General features: G+C 43.0%; 17 protein-coding genes, 1 pseudogene and 1 riboswitch. Of the genes and pseudogenes, 14 read left to right on the forward strand and 4 right to left on the reverse strand.

Annotated elements, in window-relative coordinates; genetic code table 11:
• Positions 1-209 precede the first annotated feature (209 nt).
• The 5 genes from AB6E54_RS18835 (at position 210) to AB6E54_RS18855 (ending at position 7225) form a co-directional block, all read left to right on the forward strand.
• Positions 210-1649: a TolC family protein gene (locus AB6E54_RS18835; protein WP_372106586.1), complete on the forward strand. Its 1440-nt coding sequence runs from the start codon at positions 210-212 to the stop codon at positions 1647-1649.
• Positions 1650-1652: 3 nt separating this feature from the next.
• The gene (locus AB6E54_RS18840) at positions 1653-2627 is read left to right on the forward strand and encodes an HlyD family secretion protein (RefSeq protein ID WP_017070946.1); all 975 of its coding nucleotides are present in this window, start codon (positions 1653-1655) and stop codon (positions 2625-2627) included.
• 7 nt (positions 2628-2634) lie between these two features.
• Complete coding sequence (locus tag AB6E54_RS18845; protein ID WP_372106588.1) at positions 2635-3954, forward strand: ABC transporter permease; 1320 nt, start codon at positions 2635-2637, stop codon at positions 3952-3954.
• On the forward strand, positions 3951-5123 hold the full coding sequence (locus AB6E54_RS18850; RefSeq protein WP_102320370.1) for an ABC transporter permease: 1173 nt from the start codon (positions 3951-3953) through the stop codon (positions 5121-5123). The genes AB6E54_RS18845 and AB6E54_RS18850 overlap by 4 nt, the downstream gene beginning before the upstream one ends.
• 560 nt (positions 5124-5683) lie before the next feature.
• Complete coding sequence (locus AB6E54_RS18855) at positions 5684-7225, forward strand: sodium:alanine symporter family protein (RefSeq protein WP_017063800.1); 1542 nt, start codon at positions 5684-5686, stop codon at positions 7223-7225.
• A 143-nt stretch (positions 7226-7368) separates the two neighbouring features.
• On the opposite strand, the gene AB6E54_RS18860 is transcribed toward AB6E54_RS18855, so the two are convergent.
• Together AB6E54_RS18860 and AB6E54_RS18865 are read right to left on the reverse strand one after the other, a co-directional pair.
• Positions 7369-7596 (reverse strand): hypothetical protein, encoded by a 228-nt coding sequence (locus AB6E54_RS18860; protein WP_372106589.1) that lies wholly within the window; start codon positions 7594-7596, stop codon positions 7369-7371.
• Between the two features lie 322 nt (positions 7597-7918).
• Entirely contained in the window at positions 7919-8653 is a 735-nt protein-coding gene (locus AB6E54_RS18865) for a chromosome partitioning protein ParA (RefSeq protein ID WP_372057961.1), read from the reverse strand.
• A 609-nt stretch (positions 8654-9262) separates the two neighbouring features.
• Positions 9263-9382, forward strand: a riboswitch (glycine riboswitch).
• 128 nt (positions 9383-9510) lie between these two features.
• Between AB6E54_RS18865 and AB6E54_RS18870 the strand changes: the two genes are divergently transcribed.
• The 4 genes from AB6E54_RS18870 (at position 9511) to AB6E54_RS18885 (ending at position 14570) form a co-directional block, all read left to right on the forward strand.
• Entirely contained in the window at positions 9511-10881 is a 1371-nt protein-coding gene (locus AB6E54_RS18870; RefSeq protein ID WP_372106591.1) for an alanine/glycine:cation symporter family protein, read from the forward strand.
• Between the two features lie 382 nt (positions 10882-11263).
• Entirely contained in the window at positions 11264-12076 is an 813-nt protein-coding gene (locus AB6E54_RS18875; protein WP_017066273.1) for a winged helix-turn-helix domain-containing protein, read from the forward strand.
• Complete coding sequence (locus tag AB6E54_RS18880) at positions 12073-12534, forward strand: hypothetical protein (protein WP_017059728.1); 462 nt, start codon at positions 12073-12075, stop codon at positions 12532-12534. The genes AB6E54_RS18875 and AB6E54_RS18880 overlap by 4 nt, the downstream gene beginning before the upstream one ends.
• A 560-nt stretch (positions 12535-13094) precedes the next feature.
• The gene (locus AB6E54_RS18885; protein WP_017063796.1) at positions 13095-14570 is read left to right on the forward strand and encodes an aerolysin family beta-barrel pore-forming toxin; all 1476 of its coding nucleotides are present in this window, start codon (positions 13095-13097) and stop codon (positions 14568-14570) included.
• A 106-nt stretch (positions 14571-14676) separates the two neighbouring features.
• On the opposite strand, the gene AB6E54_RS18890 is transcribed toward AB6E54_RS18885, so the two are convergent.
• Positions 14677-15312, reverse strand: a complete 636-nt coding sequence (locus AB6E54_RS18890; RefSeq protein WP_372106593.1) for a LysE family translocator — start codon at positions 15310-15312, stop codon at positions 14677-14679.
• Between the two features lie 296 nt (positions 15313-15608).
• Here AB6E54_RS18890 and AB6E54_RS18895 point away from each other — a divergent pair, with 296 nt between their 5' ends.
• Positions 15609-17081: a carboxypeptidase M32 gene (locus tag AB6E54_RS18895; RefSeq protein WP_017066275.1), complete on the forward strand. Its 1473-nt coding sequence runs from the start codon at positions 15609-15611 to the stop codon at positions 17079-17081.
• 330 nt (positions 17082-17411) lie between these two features.
• Positions 17412-18323 carry a LysR family transcriptional regulator gene (locus AB6E54_RS18900; RefSeq protein WP_102333401.1) on the forward strand — a complete coding sequence of 304 codons (912 nt, stop codon included), beginning with the start codon at positions 17412-17414 and terminating at the stop codon, positions 18321-18323.
• A gap of 529 nt (positions 18324-18852) precedes the next feature.
• Here AB6E54_RS18900 and AB6E54_RS18905 read toward each other — a convergent pair.
• Complete coding sequence (locus tag AB6E54_RS18905) at positions 18853-19131, reverse strand: hypothetical protein (RefSeq protein WP_017063787.1); 279 nt, start codon at positions 19129-19131, stop codon at positions 18853-18855.
• A gap of 391 nt (positions 19132-19522) precedes the next feature.
• On the opposite strand from AB6E54_RS18905, the pseudogene AB6E54_RS18910 reads away from it, so the two are divergent.
• From AB6E54_RS18910 to AB6E54_RS18920, 3 genes and pseudogenes are all read left to right on the forward strand, one after another.
• A pseudogene (locus tag AB6E54_RS18910) lies at positions 19523-19792 on the forward strand (carboxypeptidase M32); the annotation flags it as partial.
• A gap of 461 nt (positions 19793-20253) precedes the next feature.
• Entirely contained in the window at positions 20254-21459 is a 1206-nt protein-coding gene (locus AB6E54_RS18915) for a DUF1611 domain-containing protein (protein ID WP_372106595.1), read from the forward strand.
• On the forward strand, positions 21456-22078 hold a 623-nt coding region (locus AB6E54_RS18920; protein ID WP_372168994.1), incomplete at its 3' end, for an alanine racemase. The genes AB6E54_RS18915 and AB6E54_RS18920, both read left to right, overlap by 4 nt.

Raw genomic sequence — 22078 nt, forward strand, 5'->3', positions numbered from 1 at the left:
TCATTTTGTAAAAACACTTCTATACTGAACTTAAAGAGCATGCTTATGCGTGCTTTTTAAGTTTCATTTATCTTTGATATTCACGTCACTCAATCTTATTTACACTTGATTAACGAGTTATGAGAATTTCTATTCATATGAGACAATCTATTCAAGACAAATGACTATCGCCCTGTTAACATTAGAGTTAATACTCTAATTGGTATTTAATGCAGATGACCAAACCAAAATTCCGATACCTTGCGATCGCCAGTATGCTTCTCGGCACTATGGCTTCGCCAGGCTATGCAGCTCCGCTCACTTTTTCTGAAGCGTGGCAAATATTGCAAGAAAACAACAACTCTCTTGCGGCTCAACAAGCCAACGTTGAACGTTATCAACACCTTCAGAACTCAACAAGTAGCCTCAATCTTCCTTCTATTACCTTAGGGGCTAACTACACGCACCTTGATAGTGATATGACGATTAATGGTGAACAGTTTTCAGATAGCTTGAGTGGAGTAAACCCTGCTATATCCGCGATTTTGCGTCCTCTAGTTGGTGGCGTTACCTCAACGATTACCGAACAAGACATCTTTAGCTCTTCCATTCGTGCTGTGTGGCCTATCTTCACTGGTGGTCGAATAACCGCTGCGCAAAATGCGGCTGAAGGTAAAAGCGAAGAAGTGCAAAGCCAACTGTTGATGGAGAAACAAGCTCGCTACGAAGACTTAAGTAAGTATTACTTCTCGGTGATCTTAGCGGAAGACGTGGTGAGAACGCGTCAAGCCGTTGAAGCAGGCTTAACTCAGCATCGTGATTTCGCCATCAAGCTTGAACAGCAAGGACAAATCGCCCGAGTAGAACGCCTACAAGCCGATGCTTCTTTAGATAAAGCGATTGTAGAGCGCACGAAAGCTCAGAACGATCTTAAAATTGCGCAATTGGCGTTGACCCAAATCCTTGGTCAAAATGAAAGTGTAGAACCCTCTGAACAACTGTTTATCAATAAGAACCTGCCTCATATGGACGTGTTCATTGACCAGACACTCATGACCTACCCCGGCCTTAAGATTCTTGATGCAAAAGAGAAACAAGCAAGCAGCTTAATTAAAGCCGAGAAAGGTAAATACTACCCAGAGGTTTACCTTTATGGTGATTACAGCCTGTATGAAGATGACTCTCTAGCCAGTGAAATGAAACCCGATTGGTTGGTTGGCATTGGTGTGAATGTGCCACTGCTTGATACCTCTGGCCGTTCCGACAAAGTCGCTGCGGCTCACAGTGCCGTATCACAGGTTCAATTCCTTAAGTCACAAGCTAAGCAAGACTTAACCGTGTTGGTACAAAAGACTTACCTTGAAGCAAACCAAGCCATTGAAGAGGTTCAAGGCCTAAACTCGAGCTTGTCTTTAGCTCAGGAAAACCTATTACTTCGTAAAAAAGCCTTCACACAAGGGTTATCTAACTCATTAGAAGTGGTTGATGCCGAGCTTTATCTTGCGAGCATTAAAACCCAGCAATCTGCTGCTCGCTTCAAATACCTAATCTCTCTCAACAAGCTGTTAGCGCTAACCAGCGAAATGAATGCTTACTCCAGTTACTTAACCTCCTCTGTTCCGTCTGATTTCGACTCAAAAACAGACACCGTTAGCCAGTCAAAAGGATAATTCATGAAACCTATTAAGCCCCTTCTTCTATCTTTAGTTGGTATCGGCGTTATTGGCTGGGTCGGATACAGTTTCTATCAAGCTTATCAACCTCAGCCGGTTAAGCTTCAAGGTCAAATCGATGTGCAGCAATACAGCATCTCATCGAAAGTACCTGGCAGAATTGATGAAATATTCGTGCGCAAAGGCGATTCGGTTGAAAAAGGCGAATTGATCTTCTCTCTACTAAGCCCTGAGATTGATGCGAAGCTAGAGCAAGCAAAAGCTGGTCAGAAAGCCGCTGGTGCATTAGCACAAGAAGCAGAGAATGGCGCGCGTACTCAACAGATCCAAGCGGCTAAAGACCAATGGTTGAAAGCCAAAGCAGCTGCCGATCTGATGGACAAAACCTACCAACGTGTAAACAACCTTTACAACGATGGTGTGGTTGCCGAGCAGAAGCGTGATGAAGCCAAAACACAGTGGCAAGCGGCGAAGTACACCGAAAGCGCTGCATTCCAAATGTATCAATTAGCGCAAGAAGGTGCGCGTGACGAAACCAAAGTGGCCGCCGCTCAAAAAGCGTTAATGGCAGCGGGTGCGGTAGCGGAAGTTGAAGCTTACGCAAAAGACACACAGATCCACAGCTGGTTTAATGGCGAAGTCTCTCAGGTTCTATTGAGCAGTGGAGAACTTGCACCACAAGGCTTCCCTGTTGTGACTGTTATCGACACCAAGGATGCTTGGGCTGTGCTCAATGTTCGTGAAGACATGCTTAAGCATTTCGAGAAAGGCAGCCAGTTTGAGGCGTACCTACCGGCTCTGGATAAATCATTAACTTTCCAAGTAACTCACATCGCCGTAATGGGTGATTTCGCAACTTGGCGCTCAACAGACGCAGCACAAGGCTTCGATTTACGTACTTTTGAAGTAGAAGCGCACCCTGTCGATACGAGCGAAACACTGCGTATGGGCATGAGCCTAGTGGTTGAGCTTTAGGTGACTTATGTCTGCTAACTCTCAATATACTGGATCGCAATCTAGAGGCTCGCAATCAACTGAGCATCATAGAGCGAAGAATACCTTGCTTCGGCAGTGGGCGATTGTCCGCAAAGACAAATGGTTGTTGTCTTGCCTAACTTGGATTCCTTTGCTGCTTGCTGCCAGTATCTGGCTGATTTTTTCACAAGGGATCGCTCGTGACTTACCGGTCGCAGTTGTCGACCTTGAGCACAGTCAAATCTCGCAACAGTTCACACGCCTTGTTGATGCTTCACCAACACTGCAAGTCACTCAGAAATACAGCTCAGCGAGTGAAGCGGCAAAAGCGATGATCGAACGTGATATCTACGGCTATGTTGTAATACCTAAACACTTTGACCGAGATATTTACCTAGGTTTAAACCCGCAGGTATCCGTGTTCTACAACAGCCAATTTATCTTGATCGGCAAATTAGTGAACTCGGCTCTGCTACAAGCTCAAGGTACGTTTAACGCTCAACTTGAAGTGGTTAAACAACTGTCACTCGGTGATACCACAGTCCAATCAGCATTAGGCCAAGCAGTAACAGTGCAAAGCCAGATCACGCCACTGTTTAACAAGAACAGCAGTTATGCTCAGTTCTTGGTGTCTGCAGTTATTCCTGCACTGTGGCAGATCATGGTTGTGGTCGGCACGATATTAGTTTTAACGGCGAACGTTAGAGCACGTGGCCTTCAAGCTTGGTTATCCAACGCACCTATGAAGTCGCTAACCTCAACATTAATACCTTATGCTGTCTTATTTTTAATGTTTGGTATCGCGTTTAGCTTTTGGTTCTATGCTCTCTTAGACTGGCCATTTAATGGCAGCTTTGTAGCATTGACCATTGCCCAAATACTGACAGTGATCAGTTGTATCATCATGGGTTGTTTGTTTTTCTTCTTAACACTTGATCCTGCAAGGGCGATGAGTTTCGCAGGTGCCTTTACTGCACCGAGTTTCGCGTTCATGGGCATTACCTTTCCAGTGACAGACATGAACACGGCTGCTCAAATTTGGAGAAGCTTATTGCCCGTGAGTCATTACATCGAAGTACAAACGACGCAGTCTAGTTATGGTGTGAGCGAAGCACAGTCTTTGATCAGCCTCTCTTCTATGTTGTGGTACGCAGTTCCTGCTTTCGTGGTAATGTTGCTAATTAAGAAACACTTGGCGCAATCAGATCTAACTGCACAAGCAGATCCATCTACACAAGCAGGTCTATCAGCAAAAGCAGTTTTATCTGCAAAAACAACGCCGTCAACACAGCCAGAAGCATCAGCACAACAAGGAGTAAAACGATGAGCTTTACTCAACTGCTCAAGCAAGAACTCTTAGCGGTATTGCGCAACCCTGTCGTGCTTCTTACGGTATTTGGTGGTGTGGTCTTCTATTCCTTCTTGTATCCATTGCCTTACGCGAACCAAGTTCCTCAACAACTGAAAGCTTCGGTTGTGAACTTGGATAAGAGTCAAAGCAGCTATCAATTAGAGCGTATGGTGGATGCCACCTCTCAGATCGAATTGGTCCGTCGAGACTCCACCATCGCCGATGCGAAACAAGCCGTGCTTAACCAAGAGATTGGCGGATTCCTTGTCATTCCAGAAGATTTCTATAAAGACTTGTTGCTCGGTAAGAGCCCGACACTTTCTTACGCTGGTGATGCTTCTTACTTTTTGGTCTACGGAACCATTGTTGAAGGGCTTGCCAAGGCCGGTGGTACGTTAGCTGCGCAAGTTAAGGTCAGCCATTTGTTAGTCGAAGGTGTGCCTTTAGAATCGGCAGCCAAAGGCTACAGTGCATTCAGCTTGAACCTGAAACCAACGTTTAATAGTCGCATGGGATACATCGATTACGTAGTTCCAGCCGTCTTTGTGTTGATCCTGCAACAAACCTTAGCCATGGCTTCTGGTTTAGTGGGTGCAACCCAAAATGCTCAATCGACATTTGGCTACTGGAGTAAGACCTCTCCAGCGAAATTGATGCTTGCCCGCTGTTGTACCTTAGTCGGCATTTATTACCTGTTGTCGATGTACTATTTCGGCGCTAGCTTTTCGATGTATGGGATAAACCAGCTCGCCTCAACAACACAGATCTTAACCTTACTTCTGCCCTTCTTACTGGCCAGTTGTTTGATCGGGATTTTTATTGGTGAGTTAGTGCCACGAAGAGAACTCGTCACGGTAGTAGTGTTAATCAGTTCAATGCCACTGATCTTCTCTTCAGGTTTTATCTGGCCAGTTGAAATGATGCCCGAATGGTTAGTTCTATTATCACAGCTGTTCCCAAGCACACCGGCTATCCAAGGTTTCTTAGCACTTGATCAGATGGGTGCATCTTGGCAAGAGGTGGCATCTCAATGGACATTACTCTGGGGACAAGTTTTGTTGTGGGGTTCGTTATTGGCACTTAAGCTCTACCACAAATCCAGCAAAAGCACGGTTGGCAATAGCAATAGTGATCGAGCCGTTTAGTTTTATGTGCTATCGGAAAGTAGTCATGCTTTCCGCTCATCAAAAAAGCTCTTATAAAGGGCTTTTTTAATATCCTAAGATCCGAATACACTTTCAGCCTTAGAATGTTTATACACCTCGAAAACATATCGAATACTCGAAATCCCCTACGCGCCCTCTATGTCCCTCCAACCCATCACTCTGAATTCTCCTTCACCCGTCCCTAAAACAACTACTGCATATACTTTTCTCAGCCTACAAAGCACCGACTTATTCCCAAATGATGACAAAACCCGAACAATTGTAAATTTATTGTAAAAATTTCTTTGTTGGCATTATTTTTATGTATAGGATTATCAGTAGGACTTGGTAGCCCGAATACCATAGTCTTATTGGTGCACATACCAAAAGGATATCCATACAAAGCAAGATCAGTACTTATATTTATTTCGTTTTTCGACCTAGCTACAGCCGTTTATGTTGCCGTCGAATGAAGTAGATAAACCACTGAGATATACAAATCAAATAGAAAACAAACACAACAGCAACAAACATAATTTATTAAAAAGACAGGGAAAACCATGAAAAACATACGTGAATTATTTTTTGGGTTTATATTATTGTTTAGTTCCAGTGCATTTGCAGAAGAAGGATCATTTAACCAAGCTATCAGCAACTTAAGTCAAAGTGTTGATGGGTTTTTCAACGACTACACAGGATGGTTCGTTGGACTCATATTTAAAAGTGTACCGGTTGGCGAAGCCAACTTCCCTATTATTGTTGGCTGGTTATTACTCGCTGCGTTGATCTTTACTGTTTACTTTGGCTTCGTTCAATTTAAGCGAGTCGGTATGGCTGTAGATATCATTAGAGGCAAGTACACAGACCCTAACTCAATAGAAGACGGCGAAGTTTCCCATTTTCAAGCTTTAGCTACTGCCCTTTCTGGAACCGTCGGGCTTGGTAACATTGCCGGTGTGGGTGCTGCACTTGCGATTGGTGGCCCTGGCGCGACATTCTGGATGATCTTGTGTGGCCTTCTGGGTATGGCTTCTAAGTTCTGTGAGTGTACCTTAGGTGTGAAATACCGAACTATCCTACCTTCAGGTGTTGTTTCGGGTGGTCCAATGTACTACCTAAGCCAAGGTCTGGGTGAAAGAGGTTTAGGCGGACTAGGTAAAGTGCTCGCTATTGGTTTCGCATTAATGTGTATTTTGGGCGCATTGGGCGGCGGTAACATGTTCCAAGCTAACCAAGCACACGCCATGTTAACTTACGCATTTGATGTACCAAGTGAATACGGTGTGATCACTGGCCTTGTACTTGCTTCTTTAGTTTTCTCTGTGATTGTTGGTGGTATGCCTTCTATCGCATCGGTAACGGAAAAAGTTGTTCCTTGGATGGCTGCTCTGTATATCGGTATGGCTCTGATTGTTATCGGTTCTAACCTTGATCAAGTCGGCCCTGCGTTCAGCGCAATCTTTACAGGTGCATTTACTGGTGAAGGTGTTGTTGGTGGATTTATTGGTGCGTTAATTCAAGGCTTGAAACGTGCAACGTTCTCGAACGAAGCAGGTGTAGGTTCAGCAGCTATCGCTCACTCAGCGGTTAAAACAAAAGAACCAATCACCGAAGGTCTAGTATCACTATTAGAACCGTTCGTTGATACGGTAATCATTTGTACAATGACCGCATTGGTTATCACTATTGCTGGCTTAAACGTAGGTCCATTCGATGGTTCTGGTTTAACGGGCGTAACGCTGACTGCTGCATCGTTTACTGAAACGGCAGAAGTATTCAAATACACACTCGCTCTCGCGGTAATTATGTTTGCGTTTTCTACCATGATCTCTTGGTCGTACTACGGTCTTAAGGCTTGGACTTACCTATTTGGTGAAGGTAAAACAACGGAACTGATTTTCAAAGTGATGTTCTGTGTGTTTGTTGTTATTGGTGCCACGATTCAATTTGGTGCGGTAATCGACTTCTCTGATGCGGCTATCTTTGCGATGTCTATCTTCAACATTCTTGGTCTGTACTTCTTGATGCCAGTTGTGAAGAAAGAACTGCAATCGTTTGTTGCTCGTGTGAAATCAGGCGAAATCAAAACGTATGAGAAATAACGTTTAGTGGAATGAGGTTTTGCTCTAGTAGCTAACTGCATTCTAAGAAACGACACAGCTCTAAAAACGAAACTGTTCTAAAAATTTTTGTAAGACCCTTTGCTTGAGAAAGCGAGAACAGGACTGCAACTTATCCAAAATCCCTACCAGCTTGGCTTGTGGGGATTTTTTATGTCTGAACGATTAGGCGAATAACTACCTTCAATGCCCTGCTCACTCTTTTCACCCTTTTCACTCTGTTCAACATCGTGTTCAACATCGACACGACGAACCAACTCTTCTACTTTGATCATCTCTTTTTGCGCTAATGGCGAGCGACAATCATCGAAACAATAAGCTATGGTGCAGTTCTCACAAAGATACTCTGGCATCACTCCATCCCTTGTCGTCAAAGCAGCCAAATGCGAGCTAGCAATCGACTGCGTGTTCATCCTGAACAACACTATTATGCAGCGACTCTGAGCTGAAAATATGTATGCAAAGTCATTTAATAGACAACAAGTAACATATCATTGTGGATATACGTAACTATTCACAAATATCTAAGCAAACAATGAAAACACGCAAATAATCAATAATGAGAAAGCACCGGATCTATGCTCTCGACAAACGCAAAACGCCCACATCACGTGTGTGATGTGGGCGTTTCAATATTTAGTGAAAAACTAACGTTAGGTTGGTAAAGCCTTCGGCTTATAGACCCATCTCTTCAGTGAGAGTTTTGATCTGTTTGAGGTCCATGGTGTGGACTTCAATCATTTGTCTTATATCACTCAGTCGAGAGTTAGCGTTATCTTGCTTCTCACACGCGTCAGATTTCGCATCCCATGATGTGCCATCTAAGTAAACATCACACGCTTTCTTAAGAGAACCAAGATTCTGCTCGAGTTGATCTCTTTCTTTCTCAAGTTTTTCAAGTTCTTGAGAAATCTGTAATTCTTTTCGGAAAACTTCACGCGCACGCTCAAACAAAGTCGATTGCATGTCAGCCTGACGATTAAGTTTCTGGTTGTCTTGCTGAGTTTGCTCTAACGTTTGCTTCTGTTCATTTAGCTGTTGCTCTAACGAGTAGTTCGCCTTCTCTAAAACCGAAGACTGCTTCGCTAATTCCTGGAGCTCTTTTTGATGCTCTTCCGTTTGTTTCACTAGAGCGGCTTCTACTTTCGCATCGAATTCGGTATCAACTTTTGCCACTTTAGTTTCAACGGATGTCATCAACTGTGCTCTGCTGTCATGCAGTTCTTGATAACGAGTTTCGAGTACCTGATAAGTGGACTCCCACTTAGAAGCCGTAACTGTAGAACCAATTAAGCCACCCAGTGCTAAACCTATAACCGCAGCAATGCCGATATAGAGCTGACTGCGCTTATCGCGTTCTTCTATAACAACCACTTCATCTTGTTCGCTTTGTCCAGATTGCTGGTTCACTAGCGGGTACTCCCAAAAATTTATTTAACGTTACGCGGTCACTGACACGAATGCCAATACTGATTGTGAAGGCTCAGTTAAACCTATCGCTCAAGCCAGAAGCACTTAAGCTTTACTAACACATTCATCCCACCTGTTTACAGGCAGGCTTAACGAGTTAACTCCGAAATCATCAAGCTGGCAGTATACAAAAGGAAACTGCTAACGATAACTATCACTACCCATTTTTGCAGTTTTTCGTTTGTCCGGTAACGAAATAGTACAAATGCCAAAGCCAATAAAAAAACAATCGCTATTAGTCGAGTCATAACTCCTCCTTGTTTCTCTATTTTATACCATTTAAATAAGCAAGTTACGTCAGAGACTCGTTGTTTGATCATTTAGTTGAACAACATTTGTGCAAACAGATATTTTGTAGCTGACATCACATTTTATATGATCTAGGATACGCCTACAGATTACCTAATTATTTAGGTAATTGTTCCGATGAAGACTGCAGGAGAGTGGTTTTTAACTAAACATTAACATTTAGTTAGATTGACCCGCCGAAGAAGTAAATCTTTCAGGTGCTTTATGCTGGAGAAATCCAGAAAAGTGAGGACTGTCGTTGGAGGAACCTCTGGAGAGAACCGTTAGATCGGTCGCCGAAGGAGCAAGCTTAGTGCCCGTTACTTATCTATAAGTGATTCGCTAAGTGAAACTCTCAGGCAAAAGGACAGAGGAGTGGAAAGCAACAGCCTTAATTAACACAAGAATTCTATCTAGAAATCCGTATGTATTAAGTAGTGCCCCCGATCCCTGAGATCTGCACTGCCTTCCCTCTTCTCCTTAAATTTTTAATTTATTAAGGGGAATCTATGAACCACCTACAAGCTACACTACAAACCATTAACCAATTCGTTTGGGGACCACCACTGCTTATTCTGCTAGTGGGTACAGGTATCTACTTTACTTTTCGCTTAGGCTTACTCCAGTTTAGACACCTCCCAACTGCACTGAAAATGGTGTTCAGCAAAGACAAATCTGGTACGGGTGACGTATCGAGTTTCGCGGCTTTGTGTACTGCACTTTCAGCAACCATTGGTACAGGTAACATCGTTGGTGTAGCGACCGCAATCAAGATTGGTGGCCCTGGTGCCCTATTCTGGATGTGGCTTGCCGCTGTATTTGGTATGGCGACCAAGTACGCAGAATGTCTACTCGCCGTTAAATACCGCAGAACCGATAGCAATGGCGAAATGGTTGGCGGCCCAATGTACTACCTGCAATACGGTGTCGGCTCACGAATCTTAGCGGTAATGTTCGCTGTCTTCGCGCTCGGCGTTGCTTGCTTCGGTATCGGTACCTTCCCACAAGTCAACGCTATCTTGGACGCAACTCAAATCTCATTTGGCGCTTCGCGTGAGATGTCTGCTGTCGTTCTTACGATATTAGTGGCAGTGGTTACCCTTGGTGGTATCCAATCTATCGCTAAAGTGGCAGGGAAAGTTGTTCCTACTATGGCGGTTATGTACGTCGTCGCGTGTTTAAGCGTTCTGATTTCAAATGCCGACCAACTACTGAATGCCATTACCCTTGTTGTGACTTCTGCGTTTACCAACACAGCAGCAACCGGTGGTTTCTTTGGCGCGAGCATCATGCTTGCTATCCAATCAGGTATCGCTCGTGGTGTGTTCTCGAACGAATCTGGCCTAGGTAGCGCACCAATGGCTGCAGCAGCGGCTAAAACAGACTCATGTGTGAAACAAGGACTTGTCTCTATGACAGGTACCTTCTTCGACACCATCATCATCTGTACGATGACAGGTTTGGCGCTTATCTTAACGGGTGCTTGGCAGACTGATCTTTCAGGCGCTGCGATGACCACTAATGCATTCGCTGTGGGTTTAAACGCCGATACTTTAGGTCCAATGTTAGTTTCGATTGGCTTAATCTTCTTTGCGTTTACAACGATTTTAGGCTGGAACTACTATGGTGAGCGCTGTGTTGTTTTCTTGCTGGGTACTAAAGCGGTTCTACCTTACAAAATCATCTTCATTGCGTTGGTTGCTTCTGGTGCATTCCTAAAGCTCGACATGATCTGGCTGATGGCGGATATCGTGAACGGCCTAATGGCTATTCCTAACCTAATCGGTCTTATCTTGTTACGCCACGTTGTCATCGAAGAAACAAAGCTATTCTTCAAACCTTTAACTTCTTCAAATGATTGTGAAGCCGTTAAAGCATAACTTGAATTGATTGAATACAAAGCCCGCACTCAACTGCGGGCTTTTTATTTTCATCACATAGCGAAACGTCTTAAATTATTATGCAGCATATATGCCCTTATAAATAACAAGAATATTAAATCGACCACTATGCGATTTAATAAAGAAGATAGAAGACTACTAAAAAGAACACTAATAAAACCAACACTTAATTAGATATTACTTATATTTAACAGATTGTGCGTAGGTGTCAGGCGTTTTGTAACAAACATATTAAATTTCTTTTCGTTTCAACGACACAAAAAACCAGAAGAATAAAACATGTGACTTTAATTCATATATTAGTCAGTTTATAGTCATCTACATTGTAGAGAGAATTATAATAAAAATAAACGTTGGCTATATGATCAGATTCGACCCGATTAAAAACCGTATTTATAACGATGAACGTTCTATTAAAGTAGGATACCGTGAAACTCGGGTCCTGGAGTTATTACATAAAAACTCACCCGATATTGTTAACAAACAAGATATTATTAGCTTCGCTTGGGGAAACGAGTTCATAGGGGATACGTCACTAGCGAAAAGTATAAGTTTACTGCGCCAAGGGTTCGTTAGATTAGGCATCAAAGAAACCCCAATCGTCACCGTTCCTAAGGTGGGCTATCGCCTTATCGATGAGTGCGTGGTAATCGACTCCCCCATCAATAATGCAGCCACAACTCCCCTTGCTGATGCGAGCAACCTGATACCCGTCGGCAATAACGGTATTGCTATCGGTGCAGCTGTTGCAGTCGAACCTAAGCCTAACCCTAAACAAAGTTCGTCGGCTTACTTTCCCACTGCTGAAAACCGAAACAAGTTGTGCTACTTCACCACTGGCTGCTTACTGTTGGCATCAGCGTTATTGGCTTTTGCTAAGGTTAATGAGAGAAACCTCAGCGATATCAACCCCGTTAACCGGCTCAGCGAGCAATGGATAGGTCAAATACAAGTTTTCCAAGCCCCTGAAATGGCGATGACGCCAGAGCTAGAAAGCATTCTCTATCAGTATCAATGTGATTGCGTGGCGTACATTAGCGAAGAAGCGGAATATTCTGAGCTCTCTATTCTGAACAAAGCCACACGCCAGTCCGTCAACATCTTTTACACGCCAACCCAACTAGATCAAGCCAGTACCGAACTGGCCCTATTCCTAGAAAGAGGTCAATTATGATGCCAATCGTTGCGCTCATTTCTGCATTCGTTTTATTGGTTGGCATATGGAGTATCCCTTCGCCCCAACCAAAAGAAGAGCATCGCTACCAACATAGCGTGGTGGACCTGATAGTGAATGACAATGTATTACGTACCGACGGATTAACGAAAATAAGTAACAACAAGGTGCTGCACCTGATGTCCGTTCAAGACGACAACATGCCCGACCCACTTGTTCTGAGATTCAGAGGAACAGCCCGTCCTTCTCAATCACTTTTCTTTTCTATTTCTGGCACCATTGACTTAGTCTCTGTGCAAAAAATAAATAAAACAATGAATGACAGCCGATTGGCGCCTTACCTGTTAATCAACAATGACCCATTAACGGTAAAGATTGATATCTTAAGTTCGAATGATTTATTTGCCATCATTAAAACGTGTAATACAGGCCGAACGCAACTTCTGGCCAAACGATAATTAGAGATAGTTTAACCACTAGCAACAAGTGCCCTATTATCAAGTAGCAAGCTTTTCCGATATTACACATAAAAAACGGATGGTTATTTTCATTATTTTATCAGTAATACAATTATTACAGTCTTCCTTACTTTAAGTGTTTGCATTTTAAAACCGATAGCAAAGCAAAATATTCAAGTTAGATTTTTACTCTTTGTCACTCACTACCTGCCCACCTTAAAACTACGAGTATTGTGAATGGTTATACCTGTTCTTCTAATTAACCATTCATACAAACGCCAAAAATAACGTCAAATAATTTTGACGTCTAAGCCCGAATAATGGGCCTTCATTTTTCTAAAAACGGTTTGAGCCCCATCAAACAATTTACGTTCAGTTGCATACTCTTTCACCGTAAAAACACTAATGACAATACAAGCCATTGAATTAACTGGGTAATTTAATTCAACCCTTTTCAGTATCTATCTATTTATCAACATGAAAAAGTGAACTTGTCTTGTTAACTGCACGGCACACAAAACATTATCAAAATAGAAAAATTACAAATGAGGGAATTGTTAATGATCACAGTAAACAGAAGTCTCTTAGCAACCGCAGTGTTGTCTGTTCTATCAACCGGTGTAAATGCGAAGATTTACCCAGACCAAATAGTGTTTGACCAACTTGGTGAAGATGTCTGTCGCTCTGGTTATCGTCCTATAGACCGTTATGAAGCAGAAGAGCAGAAGAGTACTTTGGTCGCTCGCATGGGCACTTGGCAGATCACCGGGTTAAAAGGAAACTGGGTAATCATGGGGCCGGGTTATCATGGCGAAATTAAGCAATCAAGCAGTGGGTCAACGTTCTGTTACCCAAACAACGACCAATCTGAAATCCCTAACTATTCCGCCAAATCGGTTCAGGAAGGCAGCGAAATCGATGTTCAGTATGAATTAGTGAACAACCGTAACGACTTTGTACGCCCATTAAGCTACTTAGCCCACAACCTAGGTTACGCTTGGGTTGGCGGTAATAACAGTCAGTACGTGGGCGAAGACATGACGATAAAGCGCTCTGGCAACAGTTGGGTAATACAAGGAAATAACAATGGCTCTTGTAGCGGCTATCGCTGTGATGAAAAAACCAAAATCACCGTCGACAATTTTGCCTACACCGTTAACGACGACAACTTTTGGCATGGTGATGTTGTCGAGTCGGATCGTGAACTAGTGAAAACGGTTTACGCGACGGCAAGAAACAACAGCAACATCGCGCAACAAGTGGTGGTAGACCTAAAAGTAGACGAATCAACAAACTGGTCGAAAACGAACAGCTACGGATTCTCACAGAGCGTTCAAACAGAGAACACCTTCAAGTGGCCTTTGGTTGGCGAAACTAAGCTCACCGTTAAGTTCGAGGCTAACCAAAGCTTCGCTGAAACAAATGGCAACTCCACTAGCGAACAAGTAACACTTCAAGCTCGTCCTATGGTTCCTGCGAATTCGGAGCTACCGATTCGAGTTGAGCTGTATCGTTCAAGCATCTCTTACCCGTACCGATTCAACGCCGATATTAGCTACGATGTTGAATTCAACGGCTTCCTTCGTTGGGGTGGCAACGCGTGGCACTCTCATCCAGATAACCGCCCGTACAAGGCTCATACCTTCACCATGGGCCGTGGCAGCAGTGAATCTGCCGACATTCGCTACCAATGGGATCACCGTTACATCCCAGGTGAAACTAAATGGTGGGATTGGGGCTGGGCGATTAAAGAAGCTGGCTTATCAAGCATGCAATACGCGACTGGCGGAAGCTTACGCCCCTTCCACTCTTACGTGTCTGGAGATTTCTACGCTGAATCTCAATTTGCAGGTACTATCGAAATTGGACAAGCAACACCAATTACTAACAATCTACGCAGCAAAAGAAGTACTGATTCCGTCAACGAATCTACTGAGCGCATTGGCGACATCGAAGTTACCACCAACTTTAACGCCGATGAGTTGAGTGACTTAGGTTTCGAAGGTGCTGAGATGAACATTAGCGTCGTTGAATAACTGCGCTGTAGAATAAGATCGGTACAAAGATCTACCAGTAATAAAGCACAAAGCCCACGACACATCGTGGGCTTTCATATATTCATGTTCAACTGAAAACGGTGAACTACACAGGCTCTTCCATCAGAAGCTTAACACCCAGCCCAACCAGCACCATGCCCGTCACGCCTTCCATCCACTTCATAAAACTCGCGTTTTTGAGCAAATTTTTAGCCGAGTTAAGCGCGCCAGCCAAACCACATTGCCATACCATCGCAATCATAAAGTGTACCGAAGCCATCAACATAGATTGCAATAAAGGCGAACCTTCAGGGTTTACAAATTGAGGTAAAAAGGCCAGATAGAAAACTGCTGTTTTTGGGTTAAGAACGTTAGACAGAAAGCCTTCACGCAAAGAACGCTTTGCACTGTAAGCCTGCTGAGCTTGTTCTCCGACCTTCAAACCGCCACCGTTTTTCATCAACGCTCGCAAACTGCTTAAGCCAAGCCAGATGAGGTAAAGCGCACCTACCATCTTAACGGCTTGAAAGAGTTCAGCGGATTGGGCGAGGATTGCAGATATACCCACAGCAGAGAAAAACGCGTGTACATACAAGCCGCTACAAATACCAAAGCTCGTCATACAACCGTCAGCTAAGCCAGAGCGGCTAGTATTGCGAATCACCAAAGCCGTATCTAAGCCCGGCGTTAGCGTTAAAATAGTGATGGCAATTAGAAATGCCTCAAAGTTCAAAATATCCATATCATTGTCATTTTTGTTCAGCGATCTATCATCAATACCGTGTATCTGAACAATTCGCAAGCAACAATTGCCACCAGCTATACAACTCACTGATTTTGTGCACAATAGAACAGTTTGATTTGTTAAGAAATAGTAAATTCAAGGCATCGTACCGCCTCATGCTTTTCTCGCTATATCTTCGACTGCGAAGGTCGGCGTCATTAAAAAGCAAAGCCATAATCAAAGTACACGAGATGAACCTTAACGCTGACGCAGCCCTAAGGATCATTTAAAGAAACCAAATTAAGAGTAGTCAAATGAGCGCATTCAAAAAACTAGTCGAACACTCTCAAAAATGTTCACGCTTTCAACACCTAGCTTCTATTTGTGGTTGGGACCAAGCTTCAATGATGCCAGCAGGTGGTAACCAAGCTCGTAGTGAAGCGATGGCCGAGCTTTCTGTTCATATTCACGGCTTAATGACTCAACCACAGCTTGGCGATTGGATTGCAGACGCTGAAAATGAAGCGCTGAACACTGAGCAACAATCGTCACTTCGTGAAATAAAACGCCAGTGGCAACAAGCAAACCTACTTCCAGAAAAACTGGTTGAAGCGAAATCTCTATCGGGTTCAAAATGTGAACATGCGTGGCGTAGCCAACGCGGTAACAACGACTGGGTTGGATTCGAAAAGAACTGGCGTGAAGTGGTTGAGCTTTCTCGTGAAGAAGCGCAGATTCGCGCAGACGCAGCCAATCTAACGCCTTATGATGCGATGCTGGATATTTATGAACCGGGCACCAGCTCTACTTCACTTGATACCCTATTTGCAGACGTTAAAACTTGGCTTCCAGGTTTAATTGATGAAGTGATCGAAAAACAATCGAGCGAGCAATTTAACGCACCATCAGGTATCTATTCGACCGAGAAACAGAAAGCACTGGGTTTAGAAGTCATGAAGCTGCTTCAGTTCGATTTTGAACACGGCCGATTGGATGAAAGTGTTCACCCATTCTGTGGCGGCGTGCCTTCAGACGTGCGTATCACAACACGCTATGACGAAGCGGAATTCGTTCAAAGCTTAATGGGTATTGTGCATGAAACAGGCCACGCACGTTACGAACAAGGCTTACCAAAACACCTAGCAGGACAACCAGCGGGGGAAGCTCGTTCTATGGGCATTCATGAATCTCAATCTTTATTCTTCGAGATGCAAGTCGGCCGCAGCGACCCGTTCATTGGACATTTAGCGAACTTGGCTGGTCAGCAATTCTCAGGCTCAGAATTTGAGAAAGAAAACTTCCAGAAGATCTACACGCGCGTGAAGAAAGACTTCATCCGTGTCGATGCTGATGAACTCACCTACCCTGCACACGTTATCCTGCGTTACGAGATTGAGCGTGACTTGATCAACGGCAAGATCAAACACACTGACGTGCCAGAGTTATGGAATACCAAGATGCAGTCTTACCTTGGTTTAAGCACTCAAGGTAACTTCACTAACGGCTGTATGCAAGACATCCACTGGACAGACGGCGCATTTGGTTACTTCCCATCGTACACATTAGGTGCGATGTACGCGGCGCAGTTCATGGCTTCAATGAAGAAAACGGTAGATATAAACTCTGTGATTGAAAGCGGTGACCTATCCCCTATCTTCACTTGGTTAGAATCAAACATTTGGAGCAAAGGCAGCCTGCTGACCACTGATGACTTGGTGAAAGGTGCAACGGGCGAAACCTTGAATGCGCAATACTTCAAAGACCATTTGAGAAGTCGTTATCTGTAGATAAAACGCCCAACCACATTGAAGGTTTCTACTTGCAGAGCTTGCTGTGTAAGTAGAACCAAGCTGAAAAAAGCATAGTACAAGTATTGTAAGTCAAAAGTCACAATTATGGCTGAAGGGTAGCTTTGGTTCTAACTAGAAAAGGGGCACTTCTGAGTTACGAAGTGCCATCTGTGAAGGTTCTGGACATTTCCGAGTTGCGTTTTATCTAATTTAGTAAGTCATGAATTAACAGAAGTAGGGCAACTCGCTTAGTCGAATGTCCAGTATCACTGGTGCAGATCAGTTATCATATTTTAAGTAAATCACTCTAGAAAGGAAGCGAAACCTATGAATTTTAGTTTTGAACAACTTCTCGCGTTCGTGACCGTTTATGAACAACTCTCGTTTAGCAAAGCCGCGGTCAAACTCAATAAGCACCGAACTACGATAGGGCAGGTGATTACCAACCTTGAAGACCAACTAGCGGTCAGTTTGTTTGAACGAGTGGGGCGTTCGGTAGAGCCAACTGAAGATGGTCACCTTCTTTATCACAATGCTAAATTAACCATCGAGCAAGCGCGTACTTTCGATAAATTGGCGCTAAGCCTCTCTTATGGTGGATTAGAAAGCGTCAACATCGCTTATTCTAGTGTGATTCCTCATCGCGCTTTGGTTGAAATCCGCCAGCAATTTCTTCGCGATTTTCCGCTAATGCGCGTGAACTTTTTTGTTAGGAATAAACAGGATATCAAAAGAGGCATAGATAGTGGCGAATACCATTTTGGTATCGTCAATGTGCATGACCGTCAGGCGATGTATAGCTTTGATGCTACTTTCCTTGGGCATTTCGAATTTCTCCCTTTTGTTCAAAAAGGTGGAGATCTATCTAGGTTGGAGAAAAGTGCAGTCTTGGTGGCTCTGAAAAACAGCAAACAATTTGTCTTACGATCTTTTATTGAAGAAGGTATGTCAGAGAAGATTATTTACAGCTCAGACAATGAAGCAATCGATCAACTTGCCCTAGTGATAAAGATGGTCGAAGCGGGGTTGGGTTGGGCGTTACTGCCTAAAACCTTTTCTAATACTGAGTTTGCCAATCATGCTATTGAGCCAGTTGAAGCCGATGAGATGCTAGAGGGCTTCAAGTTTGGCTTCGCGCTTTGGTGTCCACATTCCAAACAAATTGTTGATATTAAAAAGTCGTTAATCACCGTGATAAACAATTATCGCAAGCGATTTGAAGATGGTCTCCGTCGTTAACTCATAGACTCATCCAATTTTTTAACAAGGTTCAATTAGAGCCTTGTTTTCGTTTCAGTTAACTTTAAGTTCGAGTTTTGATGGATTACACCCTTTATATAGGAGTGTGAGGTATCAAGCTGACTATCTCTTCAGTCATGTCACTTTCCCTGTACCTTTAAATAATATAAAAGATATCATACAGTTTGTTGTGATTTTACCCCCAGCCCGTGAAGATAAAGTGACTAAATGGTTGATGTGATACATAGCAATTGTTCACAACTAAAGTTCATAAGGATGGATGACTTTTAGTAGGGAAAATGTTCGCATCCTAAACGATGTAGAGTATTCAATCTAAGTGATTTTGGGGCAGATCTGAGCTAGCAGGCACTTTGCAAGAAAAGCGCCACGAGTAAAACTTCAGGCTTATGAAGCCTCTGGACATTTCCGTTTTAGCAAGATTGCCAATTAAGCAAAGCATGAATTAAAAGGATAGAAAAAGTCGCTTACGTGATTGTCAGGGATCATTAGACCACTACAACTTCAATTGTCAGTTATAACTAAAACGGCACCTAGCCTTTGAGCAAAAAACCCTATATAACTCATCCCCACCTTCATGCTCTCTTACTCGAAAGAAAAAAATACTCTTCCCTCCCTCCTCATACGCGAGAGCTAGCTCAGCATCATCTCTTATCAAACCTTCAGCTACTAAGTGAACTTCTAATGCATCGAGTGCTTTTTCTTCTAAGGCTTTATCGTGAATTGGTTTAAAACCTCCAAATGAAAGGGAAGAAAAAAAAAGAGCAAAAACAAAAAAAACAATTCGCATAACTATTCCTTTTTTATTAGTTCAATACTAATTCCAGTTTAGTAAGAAATTAAGATTGTCGCAGCAGTGAAACTAAATAGATAGCTCTCGTTTCATGCAATTAAAGTCGGAGTTCATCATTCTTATTATGGTAAATGGGTAAATTAGCTACCAAAAACAACCCTCAGACCGCCTCAAACGCTCTCAGCGAGGATTTTGGGCTTGTTCAAGGCTATGCTCATACTACCTTGTATGTGTGTGACTCTTTCAGTGCGATTTACAGAGCAAAAACTAGCGAATTCGTTTGAGTCAAGAACTGTACTCTGCCCCCACTTTTCGTACTTTGTGAGTTAAGTCGCCCCGTTAGCAAGAATTTGGACAGCCGCAACTACCTTAAAATGCAGGTCACATTCTCCACTGGACGGACGGCGCATTCGGTTACTTCCCACCTTACACATTAGGTGCGATGTACGCGGCTCAGTTCATGGCTTCAATGAAGAAAACAGTGGATGTGAACTCAGTGATTGAAAGCGGTGACCTATCCCCTATCTTCAATTGGTTAGAATCGAACATTTGGAGCAAAGGCAGCCTGCTTACTACTGATGATTTGGTGAAAGGCGCAACCGGTGAAACCTTGAATGCGCAATACTTCAAAGACCACCTAAGAAGCCGTTACCTTTAATGGAAAAAATTGATAGAGGCTGATCAGTTTATTGATTCAGCCTTTTTAATCACATTTTCAAAACATACTTAGATTGATTTGAAGGTTTTATCCCTTCATCGAACTTAACAATCACGGAAGATTCTGGTACCTACTAGCACGAAATTGGACAAAAACGCGTTAAACTCAAAACTCTAATTCACTTAACTAATATTAGAAAAAGTATCTTGAAACCTTAAAGCTGAGAGGTTGATACGGCGACGTTGAACAATGAGTCTTAGATCTCTAATCAGTCACGTTAGTATGGGTGAAGCCTGAAAGTGATAGACTTAGAAAGCGTATTAATAATAACCAACAAAAGTCTGGTGAGTGTGTTACCTTGGTTGTTATCCCTACCGCTTAGTGGGGACTTCTTTTCTTTTCCGAACTCGCATCTCGGCACTCCTTAGTTGCCCTCCTAAGCCTCACCGCAGGCTTTAATTATGTCCATTTCAACCCAAAAGTTAAGAAACATCTTCAAACTCACTAGAATTGAAAATGTAGAAATCAACAACGATGTACCCCATTTCGCACCTTGGTTACCACTTGCTCAGAAAGTAAAACCTGTCATCCCTTCTGCGATTATATATTGCGAAGGTAATTTTGGTAAAATTGATGGTAAAACCGCTAATGGATTAGTGAGACATTCGTTAAGCTATCGTATTCTATCGGTTATTGATAGTGAGTCTGCTGGCTTAGATGCTGGTGAAGTTCTTGACAACAAAGCCAATGGAATACCGATCCTTGCTAATGCTGAAGAAGCTATCATTCACGCAGAAAGCATTCCTGATTACTTCATTTTTGGCATTGCGCCATCAAGTGGCTTTTTATCTGACTTAGATAAAAGCATCATTTTAAATGCCATGTCATTAGGAATGAACATCGTAAATGGCTTACATGAATTCCTAACCGATGATCCTCTATTTTTAGAAGCCAGCTTAAAGAATAACGTTCGAATATTCGATACTCGCAAACCCAAAAATAAAGGCGATCTGAAAACGTTTATCGGGAAAATACACAACGTTAAATGTCCGAGAATTGCTGTCATGGGGACGGATTGCGCGCTAGGAAAACGAACAACAGCAACAATATTGGCGAATGAACTGACAAAAAAAGGCCTTAACGTCGTTCTGATTGCCACTGGTCAAACAGGTATTATGCAAGGCGCACAATACTGCGTTGCACTCGATGCAGTCCCTTCACAATTTTGTGCCGGTGAATTGGAATCTGTCATTGTACAGGCCTATGAAAAAGAAAATCCGGATCTGATTATTATTGAGGGGCAAGGAGCCTTGAGTCACCCTGCGTTTTCAACCAGCGCTTTTATCTTACGTGGCAGCTGTCCAACGGGTGTGATACTGCAACATGCCCCTAAACGTTTATATCGTAGTGATTTTCCTGATTGCCCAATGCCTTCGATTGCCTCAGAAATCAATCTTATCGAAACGTTTTCTAATACCAATGTTATTGGACTAACACTGAATCATGAAGATATGTCGTTGGATGAAACACGCAGTGTGATAGACAGTTACGCTACCGAATTTGGTCTACCTGTTACTGATGTCTTGTCACAACCTGTCGAACATCTGTTGCACATCGTAACGTCAGCTTTCCCTATAATAGAAAGTAAACTGGCCGAAAAAGGGTGAACTACCCTAGGTTAGACATCGATTGTGGGAAAGTTCACCATAACGCTCAATTCCTGATTACTCAGCTCTCACTGAAAAATATATCCGTTACGCCTGTAACAAAAGCCTTCCTCGGCCACCCTATCATCGCACAAGTTCTTATTGATGCTGGCGCACCAATGTTAGCCGATTCAAGAATCGAAAATCTTCAAAAGATGACTGAATCTGGCATTTCTATCCCCAAAATGCTGATACGTACACCCATGCTCAGTCAAGTGGCGAGCGTAATAAAATACAGTGATATGAGTTTAAACTCTGAAGTTGAAGTGATTCAGAGGCTTTCACATGCAGCGGAACAACAAAATTGCCGTCACGATATTATTATTATGGTTGAGCTTGGCGATCTCAGAGAAGGTGTGATGCCTAATCGCGTGATTGATTTTATCCGTGAGATTATTTCTTTACCAAACATCACGATAAAAGGAATTGGTACGAATTTAGCTTGTCGGTATGGTGTCGCTCCAGATGATAAAAATATGAATATTCTTTCTGATCTTGCCGATGGAATTGAAGCTACACTTGGGATCAATCTAGAAATTATTTCAGGGGGTAATTCTGCTTCAGTTAACTGGGCTCTTCA

It is taken from the genome of Vibrio sp. 10N.247.311.49, from assembly GCF_041467655.1.
Taxonomy (GTDB): Bacteria; Pseudomonadota; Gammaproteobacteria; order Enterobacterales; family Vibrionaceae; genus Vibrio; species Vibrio crassostreae_C.